The organism is Xanthomonas vesicatoria ATCC 35937 (genome assembly GCF_001908725.1).
Classification (GTDB): Bacteria; Pseudomonadota; Gammaproteobacteria; order Xanthomonadales; family Xanthomonadaceae; genus Xanthomonas; species Xanthomonas vesicatoria.
In genome coordinates, this window is the sequence record NZ_CP018725.1 from 3,403,446 (window position 1) to 3,423,386 (window position 19,941).

Genomic DNA, 19,941 nt, shown 5'->3' on the forward strand with positions numbered 1-19,941 from the left:
TAGCGCTGTGTGGTCTGGCCCAGCTGATACGTCCAGCGCACACAGGTCACCGGCTGTCGCTCACGTCACTCAGGGCTTGGCCCGATCCCGTGAGCGATGGCTCGACCGGGCCTGCAACCTGCGCGTCCTCCCAACTGCCCGCGCTGTCGAGGGATCGCCAGCGCTTGTGACTAATCGGCGCTGATCACCCGATTCTTGCCCGCGGCCTTGGCGTCGTACATGGCGCGGTCGGCGCGGCGGACCAGCTCGTCCTGGGTCTCGTCGGTGTGGCGTAGCGCCACGCCGGCGCTGAAGCTGATGAAGATCCGCACGTCCTCGTGCAGCAAGGAGCGCTGCGCCAGGGCGCGCTGCAGGCGGATGACCGCCGCGCTGGCTTCGAAGATGGTCGAGTCTGGCAGCAGCAATACGAATTCTTCGCCGCCGAAGCGGGCAATGGCGTCGGTCGTGCGCAGGACCGCCTTGGCGACCTCGACGGTATGGCGCAGCGCGGCGTCGCCACCGGCGTGGCCGTGGGCCTCGTTAAGGCGGCGGAAGTCGTCCAGGTCCAGCATCGCCACGCACAGCGGCTGGCCGCCGCGCTGGGTGCGTACCGCTTCGCGCTGGAACAGTTCTTCGAAGCCGCGCCGGTTGAGCGCGCCAGTAAGCTGGTCTTCGCGGACCAGCCCGGCCACCGCGTTGAGCTCCTGTTCGAGCGAGGCGATGCGTTGTTCGGCGTCTTCGACCTGGCGGCGTGCCGACAGCAGCTCGTCGCGTGCTGCCAGCGCCTGCGCCTGGACCCCAGCGGTGTCCTGCAGCACCTCCTGCAGCAGGCGATTGAGATCGGGAATGCTGCGAGCGTCGCCGATCGCCTGCGAATAGCCGGCAACGCGGTCGTGGTACTCGCCGGTACTGGTGGCCATGCCGTCGAGCCGGTCGACGAAGGACACCATCATCTCGCGCATGGCGGTCTTGGAATCGGCGATGCCCTGCTTGAGCAGGCCCTGCTTGTAGATCACCTCGCGTAGGGTGCCGCGTGCCTGCTCGATCGATTCCACGTCCAACGGCCCGGCCAACAGCTGCCGCACGACCGAGATCTGGCCCTGCAACCAGCTGCGATCGTCGAGGAGTTCGCCGACGTTCTCCAATAATAGGTCGAACAAGCCGAGCAGCAGATTTTGCTGTTCGCTGGCATCCTCGGCACGCAGACCGATCTGGTGGCTCAGCTCGCGCAGCCGCTGCTCCAGCGTGATCAGCTCATGCCCCGGCCGCCAATGGCGCAGTGCCGATGCCAGGGTCTGGGCTTCTTCGGCCAGCTCGGGGCTGCGTTGCAGCAGGGTGGCCAGGGCATTGCCCAGCGCATGCCGCAACAGGTCGCGCAGCTGTTCGGCTTCGGTGCGGCCTTCGGCGATCGAGTCGCCGATATCGATGGTGCGGATGTATTTGTCGATCAGCTGGCGCAGCGTGCGGCCGTAGCCTGGCCAGTCGCCGGCGGCATAGGCCGCGCTCAGGCGCACGCCCATGTCGCCGAGCTCGCCATGCAGGCTGGCGATGCCTTCGGCGAACGCCAGCAACAGCGCTTCGGGATGCGCAGCGTGCGAGAACAGGCGCATCAGCAGCGCCGTGGCTGCCGCCGGGTCGTGCGCGCCGGACTTGGCCTTGGCGGGAACCAGCTGATGGGCCGCCAGGCCCTGCACGGCATGCGCGCTGTCGCGCACGCTTGGCAGCGCGGCGGCGGGGCGTGCGGTGTCCGTGCCGCCCCAGGGCAGCAGACGGCGCAGCCCGCCACGCGGGCGGCTTGGAAGTTCAGGCTGGTCGGCCATGCCAGGTCTCGAAAGGTCTACGTGCTTGCTGGTTATCGGCGCGCCCACAAGTGGCTTGAGCAGGCCGGACCGTAGGCTACCGTTCCAAGGCACGCATCCAATCCCCAGCCACGTGACGGCAGAGGACACGCGCGCATGCATGAACGCGTTAGGCGGATGACGACGAACGCAGCTGCACTCTCCCACATTCGGTGCATCTCAATGCCCACGCACCGACGCGGGGATGTCATCGCACTGCAACGCCTCGCTTATGCCTGCGGACATGCGCAACCATGTGTAAAGGAATGTGGGCTGTCGCAGAAAAGTCAGCACATGTTCACGCATATTTTATTTGTACGGGGTGTAGATTCATCACCAAGGACGACGTGGAGTACGCGCGTTGGCCCCGCTCCTCATTCGTAGCATGTCGTCTGGCTATATCGGCAGACGATGGTTTTCGCTTCGCCGTTTTCCGTCTCCACCCACTTTACGACGGACGTTTAGATGGTTGCCACGATGCCGTTTCATGCCACCACTGCGCGCCTAGAGCGCAGCACGATGCTCCCCACGCTGAAGAAGAGTGGGAGGCCGCGTGATGCGCGAGGGCGGTTCATTCGCCACCACGAGCGGCTGCCGGTATCGCTGGCAGATACGCGCGGTGCGTTGTTCGTGGTGTCGGAGATGGCGGACTTCATCAAGGCCGGTGGTCTGGGCGATGTGGCAGCGGCACTGCCGCGCGCGCTGCGCCATCGCTACGACGTGCGTGTGTTGATCCCGGGCTATCGCGCCGTCCTCGAGCGCGCCGGCAAAGTGGAGATCGTCGGTCGCGTGCTGGCGCATGCCGCGATGCCGGCCTGCGACATCGGCCGTATCGTGCAGTCCGATGGCCTGCCGATCTACATCCTGCTGTCCAAGGAACTGTTCGAACGCGATGGCTCGCCGTATGTGAGCACCAGCGGCTCGGAGTTCGAGGACAACGCGATCCGCTTCGCCACCTTGTCGCATGCCGCCGCGCAGATTGCCGCCGGCCATGCCGGACTGGGCTGGAAGCCGCGCCTGCTGCACCTCAATGACTGGCCGTGTGCGCTGGCTGCCGCTTATGTGCGGTGGTCCGGCGGCACCACCCCGTGCCTGCTCACTATCCATAACCTGGCCTACCAGGGCCTGGTGCCGTATTCGATGGCGTCCGCACTGGGCATCCCGGCCGAGCGTGTGGCCGAACTGGAGTTCTACGGGCAGATGTCGTTCCTGCGCGGCGGCATCGTCAATGCCGACCACGTCAACACCGTCAGCGTCAGCTATGCCAAGCAGATCACTGGCCCGGCGCAGGGCTGCGGGCTGGACCGGCTGCTGGCCGGCCGCGCCGCCAAGGGCGCGCTGACCGGCATCGTCAACGGCATCGACGCCAGTTGGGACCCGCGCACCGATGCTTACCTGGATTCGCACTTCAGCGTGAACCAGTGGCAGGGCCGGCAGGCCAATGCTGCCCAGGTGCGCAAGGCCTTCGGGTTGCGCGACAGCACCGGGCCGCTGTTTGCGGTGGTGTCGCGGCTGGTGCATCAAAAGGGCCTGGACCTGATCTGCGAGGTTGCCCCGCAGATCGTGGCGGCCGGTGGGCAGATCGCGGTGATCGGCGGAGGCGAGCCGGAGATCGAACAACAGGTGGCCGAGCTGACCCGCCGGTATCCCGGCCAGGTCGGAGCCTTCATCGGGTTTGAAGAAGGCCTGGCGCGGCGCATGTTCGCCGGTGCGGACTTCCTGCTGATGCCGTCGCGCTTTGAGCCGTGCGGCCTGAGCCAGATGTACGCGCAGCGTTTTGGCTGCCTGCCGATCGCGCATGCCACCGGCGGGCTGATCGACACCGTGGACGATGGCGTCACCGGCTTCCTGTTCCAGCAGGCCAGCGTTGAAGCCTTGCGCCGCTGCCTTGAACGCGCCTTCCGCACCTTCCGTCTGCCCAGCTTGCTGTCGGCGATGCGCCGTGCGGCCATGCTGCGGCCCAGCGGTTGGGATGTAGCCGGCAAGAAGTATCTCTCCCTCTACGAACGCACCGCCGCAACCGCACCTGCGCTTGCGACGGTGTCATGAGCGAACGGTTGGGCGTGCCAGGGCAGGAAACGGAAGGCGAGGGTGTGACCACGGAAGGAACCTCTGACATCGCGCTTGCCTTGCAGGCGCTGGCCGACGGGGCGCCCACCGACGCGTTCGCGGTGCTGGGCCCGCACCTGCAGGCTGATGGCCGTTGCCGCGTTCGGGTGCTGGCACCCGGCGCCGAGGCGATGGGTCTGATCGATGCCCGCGGCAAATTGCTGGCGCGCATGCAGGCCGGCGCGGTCGATGGCGTGTTCGAAGGCGAGCTGGCGGTCAATGGCCCCTATCGGCTGCGCATTGTGTGGCCGGACGTGGTACAGGAAATCGAAGACCCCTACGCGTTTGCTCCGACGCTGGACGAATCGTTGCTGCTGCAGATCGCCGCCGGCGACGGGCAGGCATTGCGCAGTGCGTTGGGCCCACAGCACCTGCGCTGCGGTGATGTGCCCGGCGTGCGCTTTGCGGTCTGGGCGCCGCATGCCCAGCGCGTGGCGGTGGTGGGCGACTTCAATGGCTGGGAGGCACGGCGGCATCCGATGCGCCGGCGTAACGGCGGCTTCTGGGAGCTGTTCCTGCCGCGCGTGGAAGCCGGCGCCCGCTACAAATATGCCGTTACCGCTGCCGATGGCCGCGTGCTGCTCAAGGCCGACCCGGTCGCGCGCCAGAGCGAGCTGCCGCCGGCCACTGCCTCGGTGGTGCCCGGCGGCGCCGCGTTTGCATGGGCCGATGCGCAGTGGATGGCCAGGCGTGCGGTGCAAACGCTGCCGGCGCCGATGTCCATCTACGAGGTGCACGCCGCCTCGTGGCGCCGCGATGACCACAACCAGCCGCTGGACTGGATCAGTCTGGCAGAGCAGCTGATCCCCTACGTGCAGGAGCTGGGCTTCACCCATATCGAGCTACTGCCGATCACCGAGCATCCGTTTGGCGGCTCGTGGGGTTACCAGCCGCTAGGCCTGTATGCCCCCACCGCGCGGCACGGCAGCCCGGACGGTTTTGCGCAGTTCGTCGATGCCTGCCATCGCGCCGGCATCGGCGTGATCCTGGATTGGGTCAGCGCGCACTTCCCCGATGATGCGCACGGCCTGGCGCAGTTCGATGGCGCCGCACTGTACGAGCATGCCGACCCGCGCGAAGGCATGCATCGCGACTGGAATACGCTGATCTACAACTACGGCCGCCCGGAAGTGACCGCCTACCTGTTGGGCAGCGCACTGGAGTGGATCGACCATTACCACCTCGACGGCCTGCGCGTGGATGCGGTGGCCTCGATGCTGTACCGCGACTACGGCCGTGCCGAGGGCGAGTGGGTGCCCAACGCGCATGGCGGCCGCGAGAATCTGGAGGCAGTGGCGTTCTTGCGTCAGCTCAATCGCGAGATCGCCACGCGCCATCCGGGCGTGCTGACCATCGCCGAAGAGTCCACCGCCTGGCCTGGCGTGACCGCACCGATCAGCGATGGCGGGCTGGGCTTCACGCACAAATGGAACATGGGCTGGATGCACGACACGCTGAGCTACACGCAGCGCGATCCTGCCGAACGTGCGCAGCACCACAGCCAGCTCACCTTCGGCCTGGTGTACGCGTTCTCCGAGCGCTTCGTGCTGCCGCTCTCGCACGATGAAGTGGTGCACGGTACCGGCGGCCTGTTGGGCCAGATGCCGGGCGACGACTGGCGTCGCTTCGCCAACCTGCGCGCCTACCTGGCGCTGATGTGGGCGCATCCGGGCGACAAACTGGTGTTCATGGGCGCCGAATTCGGCCAATGGCGCGACTGGAATCACGATCAGTCGCTGGACTGGCATCTGCTCGACGGGCCGCCGCATCGCGGCGTGCAGCAATTGGTGGGCGATCTCAACGCCACCTTGCGCCGCGTGCCGGCACTGTATCGCGGTGCGCATCGTGCCGAAGGCTTCGACTGGAGCGTGGCCGACGACGCACGCAACAGCGTGCTGGCCTTTATCCGTCACGATCCCGAAGGCGGTGCGCCGCCCTTGCTGGCAGTGAGCAACCTCACCCCGCAACCGCTTCACGACTACCGCGTGGGGGTGCCGCGTGCCGGCATCTGGCGCGAAATCCTCAACACCGACAGTGCCCACTACGGCGGCAGCAACCTCGGCAACAGCGGTCCTCTTGCGACCGAGCCGATGGGCATGCACGGGCATACGCAACGTTTGCGCCTGACCCTGCCGCCGCTGGCCACGATCTACCTGCAAGCGGAGAAATAACAATGAACCAGCGCAACGACATCATCCCGGCCTGGGGCGCATGGCCAGCGGGTGAGGGACAGGTGCGCTTCGCGCTCTGGGCCCCGAATGCCACCAGCGTGGAGGTCGTCTTCGATGACGGCACGCGCAGCGCGCTGCAGGCTGGGCAGGACGGGTTCTTCACCGCCGCCCTGAGCTGCGCAAGGACTGCGCGTTATCGCTATAGCGTCGATGGTGGCGAGCCGGTACCGGACCCGGCCTCACGCTGGCAGCCCGATGGTGTGCACGGCCCCAGCGCGGTGCAGCCCACCGACGGCTACCGCTGGAGCAACACCCAATGGCAGGGTCGGCCGTGGGGCGAGGCGGTGATCTATGAGTTGCATGTTGGCACCTGCGGCGGCTACGCCGGCGTGCAGGCGCAGTTGCCGCAGCTGGCCGCGATGGGGATCACCGCCATCGAACTGATGCCGTTGAGCGCGTTTCCAGGCACGCATAACTGGGGCTACGACGGCGTACTGCCGTATGCACCGGCGGAAGCCTACGGCACGCCGGACGAACTGAAGGCGTTGATCGACGCCGCACACGGCCACGGCCTGATGGTGTTGCTGGACGTGGTCTACAACCACTTCGGCCCGGACGGCAATTACCTGCACAGCTACGCCGGCCCGTTCTTCAACGAAGACAAGCCCACCCCGTGGGGTGCGGCGATCGACTTCCGCAAGCCGCCGGTACAGCGCTATTTTCTCGACAACGCACTGATGTGGCTGCATGAATACCGCTTCGACGGGCTGCGCCTGGATGCGGTGCACGCCATCACGCCCAATGCCTTTCTGGACACCCTGCGCGAAACTGTGGAAACCAGCCTGCCGGCCGGACGCCACGTGCATCTGGTACTGGAAAACGAGGCCAATCAGGCCTCGCAACTGCAACGTGGCTACACCGCGCAGTGGGACGACGATTTCCACAACGCCTTGCATGTGTTGCTGACCGGCGAAGAAGAGGGCTATTACGCCGCCTTCGCGGACAAGCCCACCGACCACCTGGCGCGCGTCCTTGGCGAAGGCTTCGCCTACCAGGGCGAGCCGGACCCGCGTGGCCATGTGCGTGGCGAGCCCAGTGGCGGGCTGCCGCCGCACAAGTTTGTGGTGTTCGCACAGAACCACGACCAGATCGGCAACCGTGCGCGTGGCGAGCGGTTGACCGTGCTGGTCTCGCAACCGCGCTTGCGCGCAGCGCTGGCGTTGACCGCATTGACGCCGATGATTCCGCTGTTTTTCATGGGCGAGCCATGGGGCGCGACGCAGCCGTTCCTGTTCTTCACCGACTTCGGCCCGCCGCTGGATGAGGCGGTGCGCGAAGGCCGCCGCAAGGAGTTCGCGCACTTCGCCGCATTTGCCGACGAGGCACAGCGCGCCACCATTCCCGACCCCAACAGCCATGCCACCTTCGCCGCCTCGCGGGCGCCGATCGACGATGCGGCGCACGGCGACGGCGCGCAGTGGGCAGCGTGGTTTACCGCATTGCTGGGCGTGCGTCGGCAGTGGCTGGTGCCCGGCCTTGCCGAGGCGCGGGCTGTGCGAGCCAGCGTGCTGGCCGATGGCGCGCTCACCGCCACCTGGGAGCTGCCGGACGGCCTGTGGCATATCGCGTTCAACGTCGGCAGCGCGGCGGTGCCGTTGCCGCCACTGCGCGGGCGCGTGGCGTTTGCCGAAAACGTCGATGCAGCTGCGCAGCAGTTGCCGGTCGACGGTTTCATCGCCTGGCACGAGGACCGCACATGAGGACGAACACCTTGCACACCTTGGCCGCCGCGGCCGGGGTGATGGTGGAGTGGGTGGATGCCAGCGACCAACCGCGGCAGGTGTTCGAGCAGTCGGTGCAGGCGGTACTGACCGCGCTCGAACTGCCATCGGCCACGGCTGCACAGCGCGAAGACAGCCTGCGGCGCTGCAAGGCGCAGGCAGACGAACCGGCAGCGCTGCTCACCGTGCAGGTAGGCGCGGCATTGCCGTTGCGGGTTGCCGCCAATGCAAGCGGCCGCTGGACCGATGACAGCGGCAACGGCGAAGAAGCACGCGCGGATGCGCAGGGGCAAATACTTGCACCGTTGCGTTACGGCTACTGGACGCTGGAGATCGGTACGCTGACCCAGCAGGTAGCGGTCGCCCCGCAACGCTGCTTTAGCGTGGCCGATGCTTGCGGCCAGCCAGCGCCGCGTGCATGGGGCATGGCGCTGCAGGTGTATTCGGCCTGCAGCCTCGACGATGGCGGTATCGGCGATGCTGCCGGCACTGTCGAATGGCTGCGGCACGCGGCGCTGGCCGGGGCCGATGCGCTGGCATTGAGCCCGGTGCACGCCTCGCGCCCGGTCACCGGTGGTTACAGCCCGTATTCGCCCAGCGACCGACGATTCTTCGATCCGCTGCATGCCGCACCGGTGCGCGTACTTGGTGAACTGGCGCTGGAGGCGATCGACGAGGTCGCAGGCCTGCGCCATCGCTTCGATACGCTGCACACCAATGCATTGATCGATTGGCCGGCCTCTGCGCAGGCCAAGTGGGAGCTCTTGCGCCAATTGCACACACGCGTGGCGCCGGACCATGCCGATCTGCTCGCCTTCCGTAATGCAGGTGGCGCGGCGCTGGACGGGTTCGCACGCTTCGCCGCGCAGGATTTTGGCGATCACGATCCGCAGCTGCATGTGTTCACCCAGTGGCTGGCGGCGCGCAGCTGGTCCGACGCGCAGCGCGAAGCGCACGAGCGCGGCATGAAGATCGGGCTGATCGCCGATCTGGCGGTGGGCTTCGACCCCAATGGCGCCGAAGCCGCTGCCGCTGCCGATACCGTCTTGCGTGGGCTGGTGCTGGGCGCGCCGCCGGATGCCTTCAATGCCGATGGTCAGCATTGGGGCATCGGTGCGTATTCGCCCACCGCACTGCGGCGCAGCGGCTTTGCGCCGTACATCGCGCTGCTGCGCGCGGTGCTGCGCGATCGCGGCGGGATTCGCATCGATCATATTCTTGGCCTGATGCGGCTGTGGGTGGTGCCCGAGGGCGCCGGCTCCAACGAAGGCGCGTATCTGGCGTACCCGTTGCACGATCTGCTCAATCTGCTGGCGCTGGAATCCTGGCGCCATCGCGCCATCGTGATCGGCGAGGACCTGGGCGTGGTGCCGCCGGGCATCCGCGAAGAACTCTCGCGTCGTGGCGTGATGGGCATCGATGTGCTGATGTTCACCCGCGACGAAGCCGGCGCATTTGTCGCCCCGACGTTGTGGCGTCCGGATGCGATCGCCACCACCACCACGCACGATCTACCTACCCTCACCGGCTGGCGCGCAGGCCGCGACATCGCCTGGCGGCGCAAGCTTGCGTTGATCGAGCCTGCCCAGGCAGACGGCGACGCCAAAGACCGCACCAAGGATGTCGCGCGGCTGGATGCGGCGGTCGAGCAGGCTGGCCTGTCCGGCGACGACGCGCTATTAGGCGCGCTGCGTTTCACTGCCACCAGCGTGTCGCCGCTGGCCCTGTTGCCGGTGGAAGACGCACTGGCGCTGGACGAACAACCCAATCTGCCGGGCACCGTCGAAGTCCATCCCAACTGGCGTCGACGCCTGCCCGATCCCTTGCCGCATGCGCGCCTGACCACGGCGCTGCAGGGCTTTGCCGAGGCGCGTCGCGTCGCGGCCGTCTCGGAACCACAGCCATGATCGATCTTCGCGCCACCGCCCGCCTGCAGCTGCATGCGGACTTCACCCTGCACGATGCGCTCGCGCAGGTGCCGTACTACGCCGGCCTTGGCATCAGCCATCTGTATCTGTCGCCGATCGGCACTGCGGTGCCAGGCTCCACGCATGGCTACGACAATATCGACCCGACCGTGGTCAACCCCGAACTGGGTGGCGAAGCGGCGTTGATCGCGTTGTCGCAGGCTGCGCGCGAACACGGCATGGGGTTGATCGCCGACATCGTGCCCAACCACATGGCCACCCACGCGCAAAACGCCTGGTGGTGGGATGTGTTGCGCAACGGCCGAAGCGCCAAGCATGCCGACTGGTTCGACATCGATTGGCGCGCGCCGGGCCGCGACGGCAAGTTGTGGCTGGCGGTGCTGGACCGCCCCTATGCCACCGCACTGGCCGAAGGCCTGATCACCCTGGTGATCGAAGACGACGGCAGTGCCGCACTGGCGCATTACGACCAGCGCTATCCGATCCGTCCGCAGACGCTGGACATCCCAGAAAAATCCGCGCAGGCGCAGTGGTTACGCGACTATAACGACGGCGCCAAGCGTGGCGATGGCCGCCTGCACAAGTTGATCGAACGCCAACCGTATCGGTTGAACTGGTGGCGCGTGGGCAACGACATGCTCAATTACCGCCGCTTCTTCGACATCACCTCGCTGGTGGCGTTGCGGGTGGAACTGCCGGCGGTGTTCGACGCGGTGCATGCGCTGCCGCTGCGATTGGTCGCCGAGGGCCATCTGGATGGCCTGCGCATCGACCATGTGGACGGGCTCACCGACCCCACCGGCTATGTGCGCAAGCTGCGCAGCCGGCTGGATGCAGCCGGGCGCACGCGCGGGCTCAAGCCCGGCGCGTTGGGGTTGTATCTGGAAAAGATCCTGGCGCCCGGCGAAGCCTTGCCCGCCGACTGGCCCTGCGATGGCACCACCGGCTACGACTTCATGGACCAGGTCGGCGGCGTGCTGCATGACCCGGCCGGCTTCAAGCCATTGGCGCGTGCCTGGCAAAAGGTGAGCGGGCGCAGTGGCGATTTCGCACAGGAAGAGCGCAGCGCACGCGACGAGATCCTGCGCGGCCCGCTGCAGACCGAATTCAATCGCGCCGTGGGTGCGTTGTCGGCACTGGCGCGACTGGACCCGCCCACGCGCGAGTTCAGCCCGCAGATGCTGGCGCGCGGCCTGTGCGTATTGCTGCGCTGGTTTCCCGTATACCGCACCTACGCCGGTGCCAAGGGCGTGACCGGCAGCGAAGCCGAGCGCCTGCGCGCCACTGCCGCGTGCGCGCGCGAGGGCATGCCGGAGTCGATCGTTGCGGCGGTCGACGCGATCGAGCGCTGGCTGCTCGACGATGCCGGCGCCGACCGCGCGCAGGTCGCCTTGCGGCGCATCCTGCGTCGTCGCGTGGAGCAGCTGTCCGCACCGCTCAATGCCAAGTCGGTGGAAGACACCGCGTTCTACCGGCATGGCGTGCTGCTGTCGCGCAACGAGGTCGGCAGCCATCCGACCCACTTCGCCAACGACGCGGCCGAGTTCCACGCGCAGAATCTCGAACGCGCCAAGCACTCCCCGCGCGCGTTGCTGGCCACCGCCACGCACGACCACAAGCGCGGCGAAGACCTGCGCATGCGGCTGGCGGTGTTGTCCGAGCAACCGCGCTGGTGGATCGAGCAGAGCAGCCAGTTCGATGCCTTGACCGAGACGCTGGACTCGCCGGCCTTGGCCGGTGGCGACCAGCAGATGCTCTGGCAGACCCTGGTGGCCGCCTGGCCGATCGGACTGGGCGCCGACCAGACCGAGCCGCTGGCCGAGTACGCCGAGCGCATTGCGCAGTGGCTGCTCAAGGCGGTGCGCGAAGCCAAGCTGCACACCAGCTGGACCGATGGCTCGCCGGCCTACGAACAGGCCGTGCAGGCCACCGTGGAACAGGTGCTGTGCAGCCGCGCCGGGTTGCCGCTGCGGCGGGCGCTGCTGCGCGCCAGCAACCACATCGCCGCCGCCGGTGCGCGCAACGCGCTGGTGCAGACCACGTTGCGCCTGACCGTGCCGGGCGTGCCCGACCTGTATCAGGGCACCGAAGGCTGGGATCTGTCGCTGGTGGACCCGGACAACCGCCGCCCGGTCGACTACGCGCAGCGCCAGCAATGGCTGGCGCAGGCGCGCGACTGGAACACGCTGCTGCGCAGCTGGCGCGATGGCGCGGTCAAGGCACGTCTCACCGCATTGCTGTTGCAGCTGCGTGCCGACCATCCGTCGCTGTTTGCGAAGGGCGACTATCAGCCCTTGACCGTGGCGGTCAGCGGCGATGCGCAGGTGCTGGCGTTCCGCCGCCAGTACCGCGGCCAGTCGCTGGTGGTGGCGGTGACGCGGCTGGGGGCCGGCAACCAGGGCGATGGCGATCTGCCGCTGCTGGTGCCGCCGGCCAACTGGGGTCAGGCGTCGTTGGCATTGCCGCCTGCCACGTATCGTAATGTGCTCGATGGCAGCACGCTGCAGCCGCAAGGCGGCCGCGTGGCGATATCCACGCTGTTTGCACGTGCGCCAGTGGCAGTGTTGTTGACCCCCTAAGAGAACGTAAGCAATGAACGACACGGAACGGCAAGCGCGGCTTCGCCAGTTGGCACAGGAAATTTGGGAGGCCGAAGGCCGCCCGGACGGCCACGCAGATCGGCATTGGGCCATGGCCGAGCGGCTGGTGGACGCCGAAGAGCGCGCCGCCGAACAGGCTGGCCCGCCGGTGACTGCACGCCAGTAACGGTGCCTCTGTCACCTTGCATGGTTCACCCTGCAGGCTGTGCCGTGCCAGGGTGAGCGTGCCCAGGCACACAGGCACCCGCATTCGCTCAGCGTTTTGAGTTCACCGTTCTCAGGAGTTACCGATGGCCACCCGCAAGTTCACTCAGCGCTCGCGCATTCGCGAAGGCCGTCCCAATCCGCTCGGCGCCACCTGGGATGGCCTGGGGGTCAACTTCGCGCTGTACTCGCGCAACGCCACCCGGGTGGAACTGTGCCTGTTCGACGAGCGTGGCCGCGAGCAGGAGCGCCTGGCGCTGCCCGAATACACCGACGAGGTCTGGCACGGCTATCTGCCCGACGCACGCCCCGGCCAGCTGTACGGCTACCGCGTGCATGGACCTTATGCGCCCGAGGCCGGGCACCGCTTCAACCACAACAAGCTGCTGCTGGACCCGTATGCCAAGCAGATCGTCGGCGAGCTCAAATGGGCGCCGCATCTGTTCGGCTACACCATCGGCCACCGCGACAAGGATCTGAGCTTCGACCGTCGCGACAGTGCCGCGTTCATGCCCAAATCCGCGGTGATCGACCCGGCCTTCACCTGGGGCCAGGACCGCCCGCCGCAGACGCCGTGGAACCGTACGGTGATCTACGAAGCGCACGTGCGCGGGCTGAGCATGCTGCATCCGGCAGTGCCGCCGGATAATCGCGGCACCTTCTCGGCCTTGAAGACCGATGAGCTGATCGACCACATCAGCTCGCTCGGCGTCACCGCGGTGGAGCTGCTCCCGGTTCACGCCTTCGTCGACGACCAGTACCTGCTGGAAAAAGGTCTGCGCAATTGCTGGGGCTACAACACGCTGGGCTTCTTTGCGCCGCAGGCGCGCTACATGTCCACGCGCACCGTGGCCGAGTTCAAGCAGATGGTGGCGCGCCTGCATCATGCGGGGCTGGAAGTGCTGCTGGACGTGGTCTACAACCACACCGCCGAAGGCAACGAGCTGGGGCCGACGTTGTCGTTCAAGGGCATCGACAATGCCAGCTATTACCGCCTGGCCGACGATCGCCGCTTCTACATCAACGACACCGGCACCGGCAACACCTTCGACCTGACCAACGTCGGCGCGTTGCGCATGGTGATGGACTCGCTGCGCTACTGGGTGCAGGAAATGCATGTCGACGGCTTCCGCTTCGACCTGGCCAGCATCCTCGGCCGCGAGCGCTATGGCTTCGATCCGTCGGGCAGCTTTCTCGATGCGGTGCGCCAGGACCCGGTACTGAGCCAGACCAAGCTGATCGCCGAGCCGTGGGATATCGGCCCAGGCGGTTACCAGGTCGGCAACTTTCCGCCGGGCTGGGTGGAATGGAACGACAAGTTCCGCGACAACGTGCGCGCGTTCTGGCGTGGCGACGGTGGTCAGCTGGCCGAACTGGCCACGCGCCTGACCGGCTCGGCCGACCTGTTCAACCATAGCGGCCGCCGCCCCACTGCGTCGGTCAACTTCGTCACCGCGCATGACGGCTTCACCCTGCGTGATCTGGTCAGCTACGAAGGCAAGCACAACTTCGCCAACGGCGAAGAGGGCAGGGACGGCAGCGACCACAATATCTCGGCCAATTACGGCGTCGAAGGCGACACCAACGACCCGGCCATCAAGCAGCTGCGCCGCCAACAGATGCGCAACCTGCTGGCCACGTTGTTGCTGTCGCAGGGCACGCCGATGCTGCTGGCCGGTGACGAGTTCGGCCACAGCCAGAACGGCAACAACAACGCGTATTGCCAGGACAACGAACTGACCTGGATCGACTGGACTGCCGCCACCAAGGCAGCCGCCGCCGATCAGGCTGCGTTCGTGCGGCGGTTGATCCGCATCCGCCAACGTTACCCGCTGCTGCATCGCGCCCGCTTCTTCGATGGCAAGTTCGACGAAGCGCTGGGTTTGAAGGATCTCACCTGGCTGGCACCGGACGGCCACGAGATGGACGAAGCCGGCTGGCACGATCCGGAAGCGCGCGCGCTGATGCTGCGCCTGGATGGCCGCTCGCCGACCACCGGCTTGCGCGAGATCGCTGCCAACGTGACCTTGCTGATGCTGATCAATGCGGCCTCCACCAGCGTGTCGTTCACGCTGCCGGCGATGCACGACGAACATTGGCGCGTGCTGGTCGACACCGCACGCCATGGCGGCCGCGTGGTGGCCGGCGGCAGCGAATGGAAGGCGCCGGCGCACTCGCTGACCTTGCTGGCGGTGGAGCGCGATCGCATCGCCAGCAGCGCACGCATCGTCTCCGAGGGCGCACGCTGATGGCAGGGGCGGTCTGATGGACGTGCTGCTGGCAGGGGCCACCGGTCTGGTCGGCGGACATGTTTTGCAACAGCTGCTGGCCGACGCGCGCTGTACCGGCGTGGTGGCGATCACGCGCCGGCCGCTGTCGCAGATCCATCCCAAGCTGCGCAACCAGGTGATCGATTTCGAGCGCCTGGACCACTGGACCGCGCCGCGCATGGAAGCGGCCATCTGCGCCCTGGGCAGCACGATGAAACAGGCCGGCTCGCGCGAGGCGTTCTACCGCATCGACCACGATTACCCGCTGGCCTTGGCACGCGCTGTCTGCGCGCAGGGCACTTCGGTGTTCGTGTTGAACTCGGCAGCTGGCGCAGATGCGCAGGCGCGCATCTTCTACAGTTGCGTCAAGGGCGAACTGGAGCGCGACCTGCGCACGATCGGCTTTCCGTCGCTGACCTTGGTGCGACCGGGGCTGATCGGCGGCGAGCGCGAAGAACGCCGCACCGGTGAACACCTCGGCCGCCTAGTGCTGGGTGCACTCGGCCCCGTCCTGCCACGGCGCTTTCGTATCAACCCGGCAGAGCGGATTGCCGCGGCGATGGTGGGCGCTGCGTTAGCACCGGCGCGTGGCGAGCACCGTGTTGAGGCGGCGGAGTTGGTTGGGTAGCCCCTAAGCCAAGGGAGCGCTGGTACGAAGATTGGCGTGCTAGATGAGTGATGCGACAGGGCCTCAATGTGGCGCCCAACTTGGATCTTTTTGCCGAGATGCAGGAGAGGTCCGGTTCTTGAAAGCCATTATTACCCGGCGCAGGTTTGCCAGAAGGAATGGCGATGCAAGATCTGGTCAGACGAACGCCGGCTTTGCTGGCGGGCAAATTGCTTAGCTGTAGCGCGCCACTGCCAACGGTGGCGAAAAGTAATGACGATTAAAGTGATTGCCAGGATCTTGTTTGCGGCAAGTGCCATGGCATTCGCCTGTCTTATCGTGTGCTTCCTTGTCGTTCTCGTCGCATTTGGCCTCGATCATGCGGATAAAGTTTGGAGCGGAATGTATCCAATACTTGCTTGGTTGGTTGCCCTGCTGATTTGCAGCAAATTCATGCGTGAATCAAAGGCGCCTTAGGACATCGGAATGTTGCTGAGTACGTCGTGATGGCCGTTAGCTCTTGCATTCCCAGTGAGTGAGTCCGCATCTCACACGCCCAACGACTGCCCACCATCCACGGCCAGCACCTGCCCGGTGATCCACCGCGCCTGTGGCGATGCCAGGAACAGCGCCGCATCGGCGATGTCTTGCACCTGCCCGAAGCCGCCGAATGGGATGCTGTCGCGAATGCGTGCGTATAGCTCAGGCGCGTTGCTACGGCGCCTGTCCCAGAGTCCATCCGGGAACTCGATGGAGCCCGGTGCGATCGCGTTGACGCGGATGCGTTCGCGCGCCAGCTCGGCGGCCAGGGTGGTCGTGTAGTAATTCAGCGCGGCCTTTGCGGTGGAATAGGCGATCGCGCGCGGTGTGGGGCGCTGCGCGTTGATCGAACTGATGTTGAGGATCACCGCTGCTTCGCTGGTGCGCAGATGCGGCAGGGCGGCGCGATTGCAACGCACTGCCGCCATCAGGTCGACATCCAGCCCCGCCTGCCAACTGGCATCGTCGTTGCCATGGCCGTAGCCGGATGCATTATTGATGACCACGTCCAGGCCGCCCAGCGCCTGCGCTGCGGCCTGCACATAAGTTTCGATCTGTGTCGCGTCGGCGAGGTCGCAGGGCAGGGTGTGTACCGGTGCGCCGTGGGCTGCCAAGGTCTGCGCGGCCTGCGCCAGTCCATCTGCGTTGCGCGCGCAGATCGACACCTGCGCGCCGCTGCGCACGAACGCTTCGGCGATCGCCAGGCCGATGCCACGGCTACCACCGGCAATCAGCACGCGTTGCTCACGGTGTGCGGAAAGAGACATGGCGGAACTCATTTCGGAAACCCCGATTATCGAACAGCTTGGCGCCGACATGGTCGTTCGCATCGGGAGATCCGTGTGCATAGGTGCCATCGGATCAGCACCGCAGCGTGCTGCGAGGCGCTACGCGGGGATTTAGACAGTCCCGCAGCAGGCACCACAAGGCGCTACTGGTCTTGCTGACCCCACACCCAACAACAACGGGCGCCTGCGCGATATCAGCATCGGCACGAATCGTCACCTTCTCAAATCATCCCGGTAAAAGCCCAACGCCAGTTCTTACAGCGACTAAGAAAACGTAGAGAGCGATCGTCAGGTGGCTGTGGACGGCACACAGGAATCGCAGTGGAGTGGTACACCGAGCACCGAGCACCGAGCACCGAGCACCGACCGCGCGCCTGGCGGTGAGCACAGTCGTTTTGTTAGCTGCTCTCCATCCGAACACGCCCGGCCCACGACATCCATCTCGGGCAGCTGCACCTCAAGAGGCATCGCCAATCGCGCTGACGACCCAATGCGCACTGCGCAGCACCGGCTAAATCCATCGCCTGCACCTCGCATCGGCAGCGTCGATTGTAGTGGCGGCCGCTGTCATCCCACTGCCATCTGCAACACGCGCGGCCTGCGCCACAAGCCTCATCACCGCTGGCGATCAGCTCATGCTTTTCCGGTCGCCCGTCGCTAACCATTTGTTTACACAACCGCGCCGCACTGCGGGCACAACGTGCGGGTCATTCAGTGGGAGTTGCACATGGAAACCCATATCACCGTCATCGGTGCCGGCTTTTGCGGCACCTCGCTGGTTCGTGCGCTGGCGCAGGCGGCAGACGCGCAGGTGCGTATCACATTGGTCGGTGTTGCCGACACATTCGGCAGCGGCATCGCCTATGGCGCTGCGCGGCCGGAGCATCTGCTCAACGTACGTGCCAAGGATCTGGGCATCGATGCACAGGCGCCTGGCGCCTTTGCCGATACCTTGCATCTGGGCGAGAGCGGGCGACTGGAATTCCTGCCGCGCCTGGCCTACGGCGATTATCTGCGCAGCGAGCTGGATACGGCCGTGACCGGCGCGCAGGCCTCGGTGATGCGCTTGTCGCAGGAAGCGGTGGCGGTGGAGCGCGCCCGTAGCGGTTTTCGGGTGTTTCTTGCCAATGGCGATGCCTTCCACAGTGACCGCGTGGTGCTGGCGGTCGGTGCGCTGCAGCCGCAGGCACTGGCCGGCATCGGCCCGCGGTTGAGTGTGCATGCGCGCTACATCGGCTGGCCATGGCAGGGCGATGCATTGTCGCGGCTGGGGCCGGACGATGACGTGCTGATCGTGGGCACCGGGCTGACCATGGTGGATGTGGCGTTGACCCTGCACGCACGTGGGCACCGGGGCCGCATGCTGGCGATCTCGCGCCGCGGATTGGCCCCGCAGGCGCATCTGCGTCAGCCCGGCGCACCATTGGAGCTGCCGCCGCATCTGCAACGTGCGCTCAAGGATGCGGATCTGCGCGGACTACTGCGCGGTGTGCGTCAGCTCAGCGCGGTAGTGGATGATTGGCGCCGTGTAGTGGACGCATTGCGCCCGCATCTGCAACCGCTGTGGCAGCGGCTGGCGTTGCCGCAGCGTGCGCGGTTCCTGCGCCATCTGCGCCCGTATTGGGAAGTAGCGCGGCATCGGGTTGCGCCGGGCGCCGCAGAGCACTTGCAGCAGTTGCAGGCGTCGGGCCAGTTGCAGATCGTCGCGGCGCGGCTGCTGCGTGCGCGTTGGGTGCCCGATGGTGTGGAAGCAGTGATCCGCCCGCGTGCGGCTGCCGATGCGCAGACGCAGCACTTCGATGCAGTGATCCGCGCCACCGGCCTGGATACCGATATCGACCGCACCAGCGACCCGCTGATTGCCGGTATGCGCGAGGCCGGTCTGTTGCGCGCCGATCCGCTCGGCCTGGGTGTGGACACCGATGCGCAACTGCGCGTACGCGATGGCGCCGGGCAGATCGTGCAGGGGCTGTATTGCGTGGGGCCGCTGCTACGCGGGCGCTACTGGGAAATCACCGCCGTGCCCGAATTGCGCGTGGCGACCCGTGCGTTGGCCGAGCGCTTGCTGCTGGGTGCGACGCCGGCGTTACAGCCGGAGCGTGAGGCGGTGTCGCGCGAGGTCAGTGCGCGTTCGTAGATGTAGCTATGTGATGCGCTCAGTGCATGAGGCGTTTGATCTGTTTTGCTCGTGATCGAGTTGATGCGAAGCAATGTGCGTGCGACGTTCGGGTTGAACGCGATGGGTCGCTTTGCTTCTTGCCCTTACCCCAACCCCTACTTCGCGCCTTGGCCCGCGCTTGCGGCGCGGGCGCATCAATGCGCGCGCTCTAATGGCGCGCCAGCGGTGCCTTGGCGCCCCGACGAGAGGGGCTCTACTCGTTGCTGTCATGTGGGCTGCGTTGCCCTTGCGCGACCATGCTAGTGGCGCATGGTTGGTTGTTGTTTCGTGCGGGCGATGCTGCGCTTCTTCGATCGTGACATCACGATCGTTCTATCGCGTTTTTACCGGTCTCTGCGCGCACAGGCATAGCCCAAAACGGTGCGCACGCGCGCCGGTGCGCCATACAGCGCAAACATGCAGCGTGATGCGTAGCGCAGTGCGCGCATGCGGACAGGAATGGGTCATGTTGTGCGCCCTGGGCTCTCTACAGTCCAGGTCGCCACATTCCCTTGCCTGCCTGGAGTTCGCCATGCCTCGTCTTGCTCCCACTGTTATCGCCGCGGCGCTGTGCGCGTCCGCGCTACCTGCCATCGCCAGCGAATCACTCAATACGCGTGCCGATGTCATTGCCGCGCTGGATGCCGGTTACGACGTCAGCCTGTCCACCGATCTCAGTCGTTGTCCACCCGAAGAAGGCACACCGGTCAGTCGCACCCGTGGCGGCCGCCATATCGATGCCTACCGCATCACCGAAGACGGCACGGTCGCGTTTTCGGGGTCGCATTTCACCGTCGCCAACGACGGCAAGCCGATCCAGCAGTTCATGCGCTATCAGCTGCGCCCGGATGGCAGCGTGCGGTTCACCACCTACATGTACGACCTGCCGGCGCTGCAGCAGCGCGGGCCCGTACTGGCATATCAGTGCACGATCAATCAGGGCATCCGTTTCCACGCTGATTGATTGC

The 19,941-nt window shown here is 66.3% G+C and carries 13 protein-coding genes and 1 other RNA gene; 11 read left to right on the forward strand and 3 right to left on the reverse strand.

Annotated features, from left to right (window positions below; genetic code table 11):
- Nucleotides 1–170: 170 nt before the first annotated feature.
- Nucleotides 171–1,799, reverse strand: coding sequence for a GGDEF domain-containing protein (locus BJD12_RS14745; RefSeq protein WP_005992904.1), 1,629 nt, complete (start codon nucleotides 1,797–1,799; stop codon nucleotides 171–173).
- Between the two features lie 483 nt (nucleotides 1,800–2,282).
- Between BJD12_RS14745 and glgA the strand changes: the two genes are divergently transcribed.
- The 9 genes from glgA to BJD12_RS24635 all read left to right on the forward strand — a co-directional run bounded on the left by glgA (nucleotide 2,283) and on the right by BJD12_RS24635 (nucleotide 15,964).
- Nucleotides 2,283–3,866 (forward strand): glycogen synthase GlgA, encoded by a 1,584-nt coding sequence (gene glgA, locus BJD12_RS14750; RefSeq protein WP_005992902.1) that lies wholly within the window; start codon nucleotides 2,283–2,285, stop codon nucleotides 3,864–3,866.
- On the forward strand, nucleotides 3,863–6,097 hold the full coding sequence (locus tag BJD12_RS14755; RefSeq protein ID WP_005992900.1) for a 1,4-alpha-glucan branching enzyme: 2,235 nt from the start codon (nucleotides 3,863–3,865) through the stop codon (nucleotides 6,095–6,097). The genes glgA and BJD12_RS14755 overlap by 4 nt, the downstream gene beginning before the upstream one ends.
- 2 nt (nucleotides 6,098–6,099) lie before the next feature.
- Nucleotides 6,100–7,857 carry a malto-oligosyltrehalose trehalohydrolase gene (gene treZ, locus BJD12_RS14760; RefSeq protein WP_039428825.1) on the forward strand — a complete coding sequence of 586 codons (1,758 nt, stop codon included), beginning with the start codon at nucleotides 6,100–6,102 and terminating at the stop codon, nucleotides 7,855–7,857.
- A complete protein-coding gene (locus tag BJD12_RS14765; RefSeq protein WP_005997588.1) occupies nucleotides 7,854–9,785 on the forward strand; it encodes a 4-alpha-glucanotransferase in 1,932 nt (643 codons plus the stop codon). Before treZ ends, BJD12_RS14765 begins: the two co-directional genes overlap by 4 nt.
- The gene (gene treY / locus BJD12_RS14770; protein ID WP_039424238.1) at nucleotides 9,782–12,385 is read left to right on the forward strand and encodes a malto-oligosyltrehalose synthase; all 2,604 of its coding nucleotides are present in this window, start codon (nucleotides 9,782–9,784) and stop codon (nucleotides 12,383–12,385) included. Before BJD12_RS14765 ends, treY begins: the two co-directional genes overlap by 4 nt.
- A gap of 13 nt (nucleotides 12,386–12,398) precedes the next feature.
- On the forward strand, nucleotides 12,399–12,572 hold the full coding sequence (locus BJD12_RS14775) for a DUF2934 domain-containing protein (protein WP_005993048.1): 174 nt from the start codon (nucleotides 12,399–12,401) through the stop codon (nucleotides 12,570–12,572).
- A gap of 124 nt (nucleotides 12,573–12,696) precedes the next feature.
- Nucleotides 12,697–14,859: a glycogen debranching protein GlgX gene (gene glgX / locus BJD12_RS14780; protein ID WP_005993046.1), complete on the forward strand. Its 2,163-nt coding sequence runs from the start codon at nucleotides 12,697–12,699 to the stop codon at nucleotides 14,857–14,859.
- 16 nt (nucleotides 14,860–14,875) lie between these two features.
- A complete protein-coding gene (locus tag BJD12_RS14785) occupies nucleotides 14,876–15,508 on the forward strand; it encodes an NAD-dependent epimerase/dehydratase family protein (protein ID WP_005993044.1) in 633 nt (210 codons plus the stop codon).
- A gap of 252 nt (nucleotides 15,509–15,760) precedes the next feature.
- Nucleotides 15,761–15,964, forward strand: a complete 204-nt coding sequence (locus BJD12_RS24635; RefSeq protein ID WP_005993042.1) for a hypothetical protein — start codon at nucleotides 15,761–15,763, stop codon at nucleotides 15,962–15,964.
- A gap of 71 nt (nucleotides 15,965–16,035) precedes the next feature.
- Here the strand turns inward: BJD12_RS24635 and BJD12_RS14790 are convergent, their stop codons facing one another.
- Nucleotides 16,036–16,794 carry an SDR family NAD(P)-dependent oxidoreductase gene (locus tag BJD12_RS14790; protein WP_042828081.1) on the reverse strand — a complete coding sequence of 253 codons (759 nt, stop codon included), beginning with the start codon at nucleotides 16,792–16,794 and terminating at the stop codon, nucleotides 16,036–16,038.
- Between the two features lie 283 nt (nucleotides 16,795–17,077).
- A non-coding RNA gene (locus BJD12_RS14795) (sX9 sRNA) lies at nucleotides 17,078–17,150 on the reverse strand.
- A gap of 392 nt (nucleotides 17,151–17,542) precedes the next feature.
- Here BJD12_RS14795 and BJD12_RS14800 point away from each other — a divergent pair.
- Together BJD12_RS14800 and BJD12_RS14805 are read left to right on the forward strand one after the other, a co-directional pair.
- A complete protein-coding gene (locus tag BJD12_RS14800; protein WP_042828080.1) occupies nucleotides 17,543–18,952 on the forward strand; it encodes an FAD/NAD(P)-binding protein in 1,410 nt (469 codons plus the stop codon).
- Nucleotides 18,953–19,505: 553 nt separating this feature from the next.
- Nucleotides 19,506–19,937, forward strand: a complete 432-nt coding sequence (locus tag BJD12_RS14805; RefSeq protein ID WP_039424224.1) for a VirK family protein — start codon at nucleotides 19,506–19,508, stop codon at nucleotides 19,935–19,937.
- Nucleotides 19,938–19,941 lie beyond the last annotated feature (4 nt).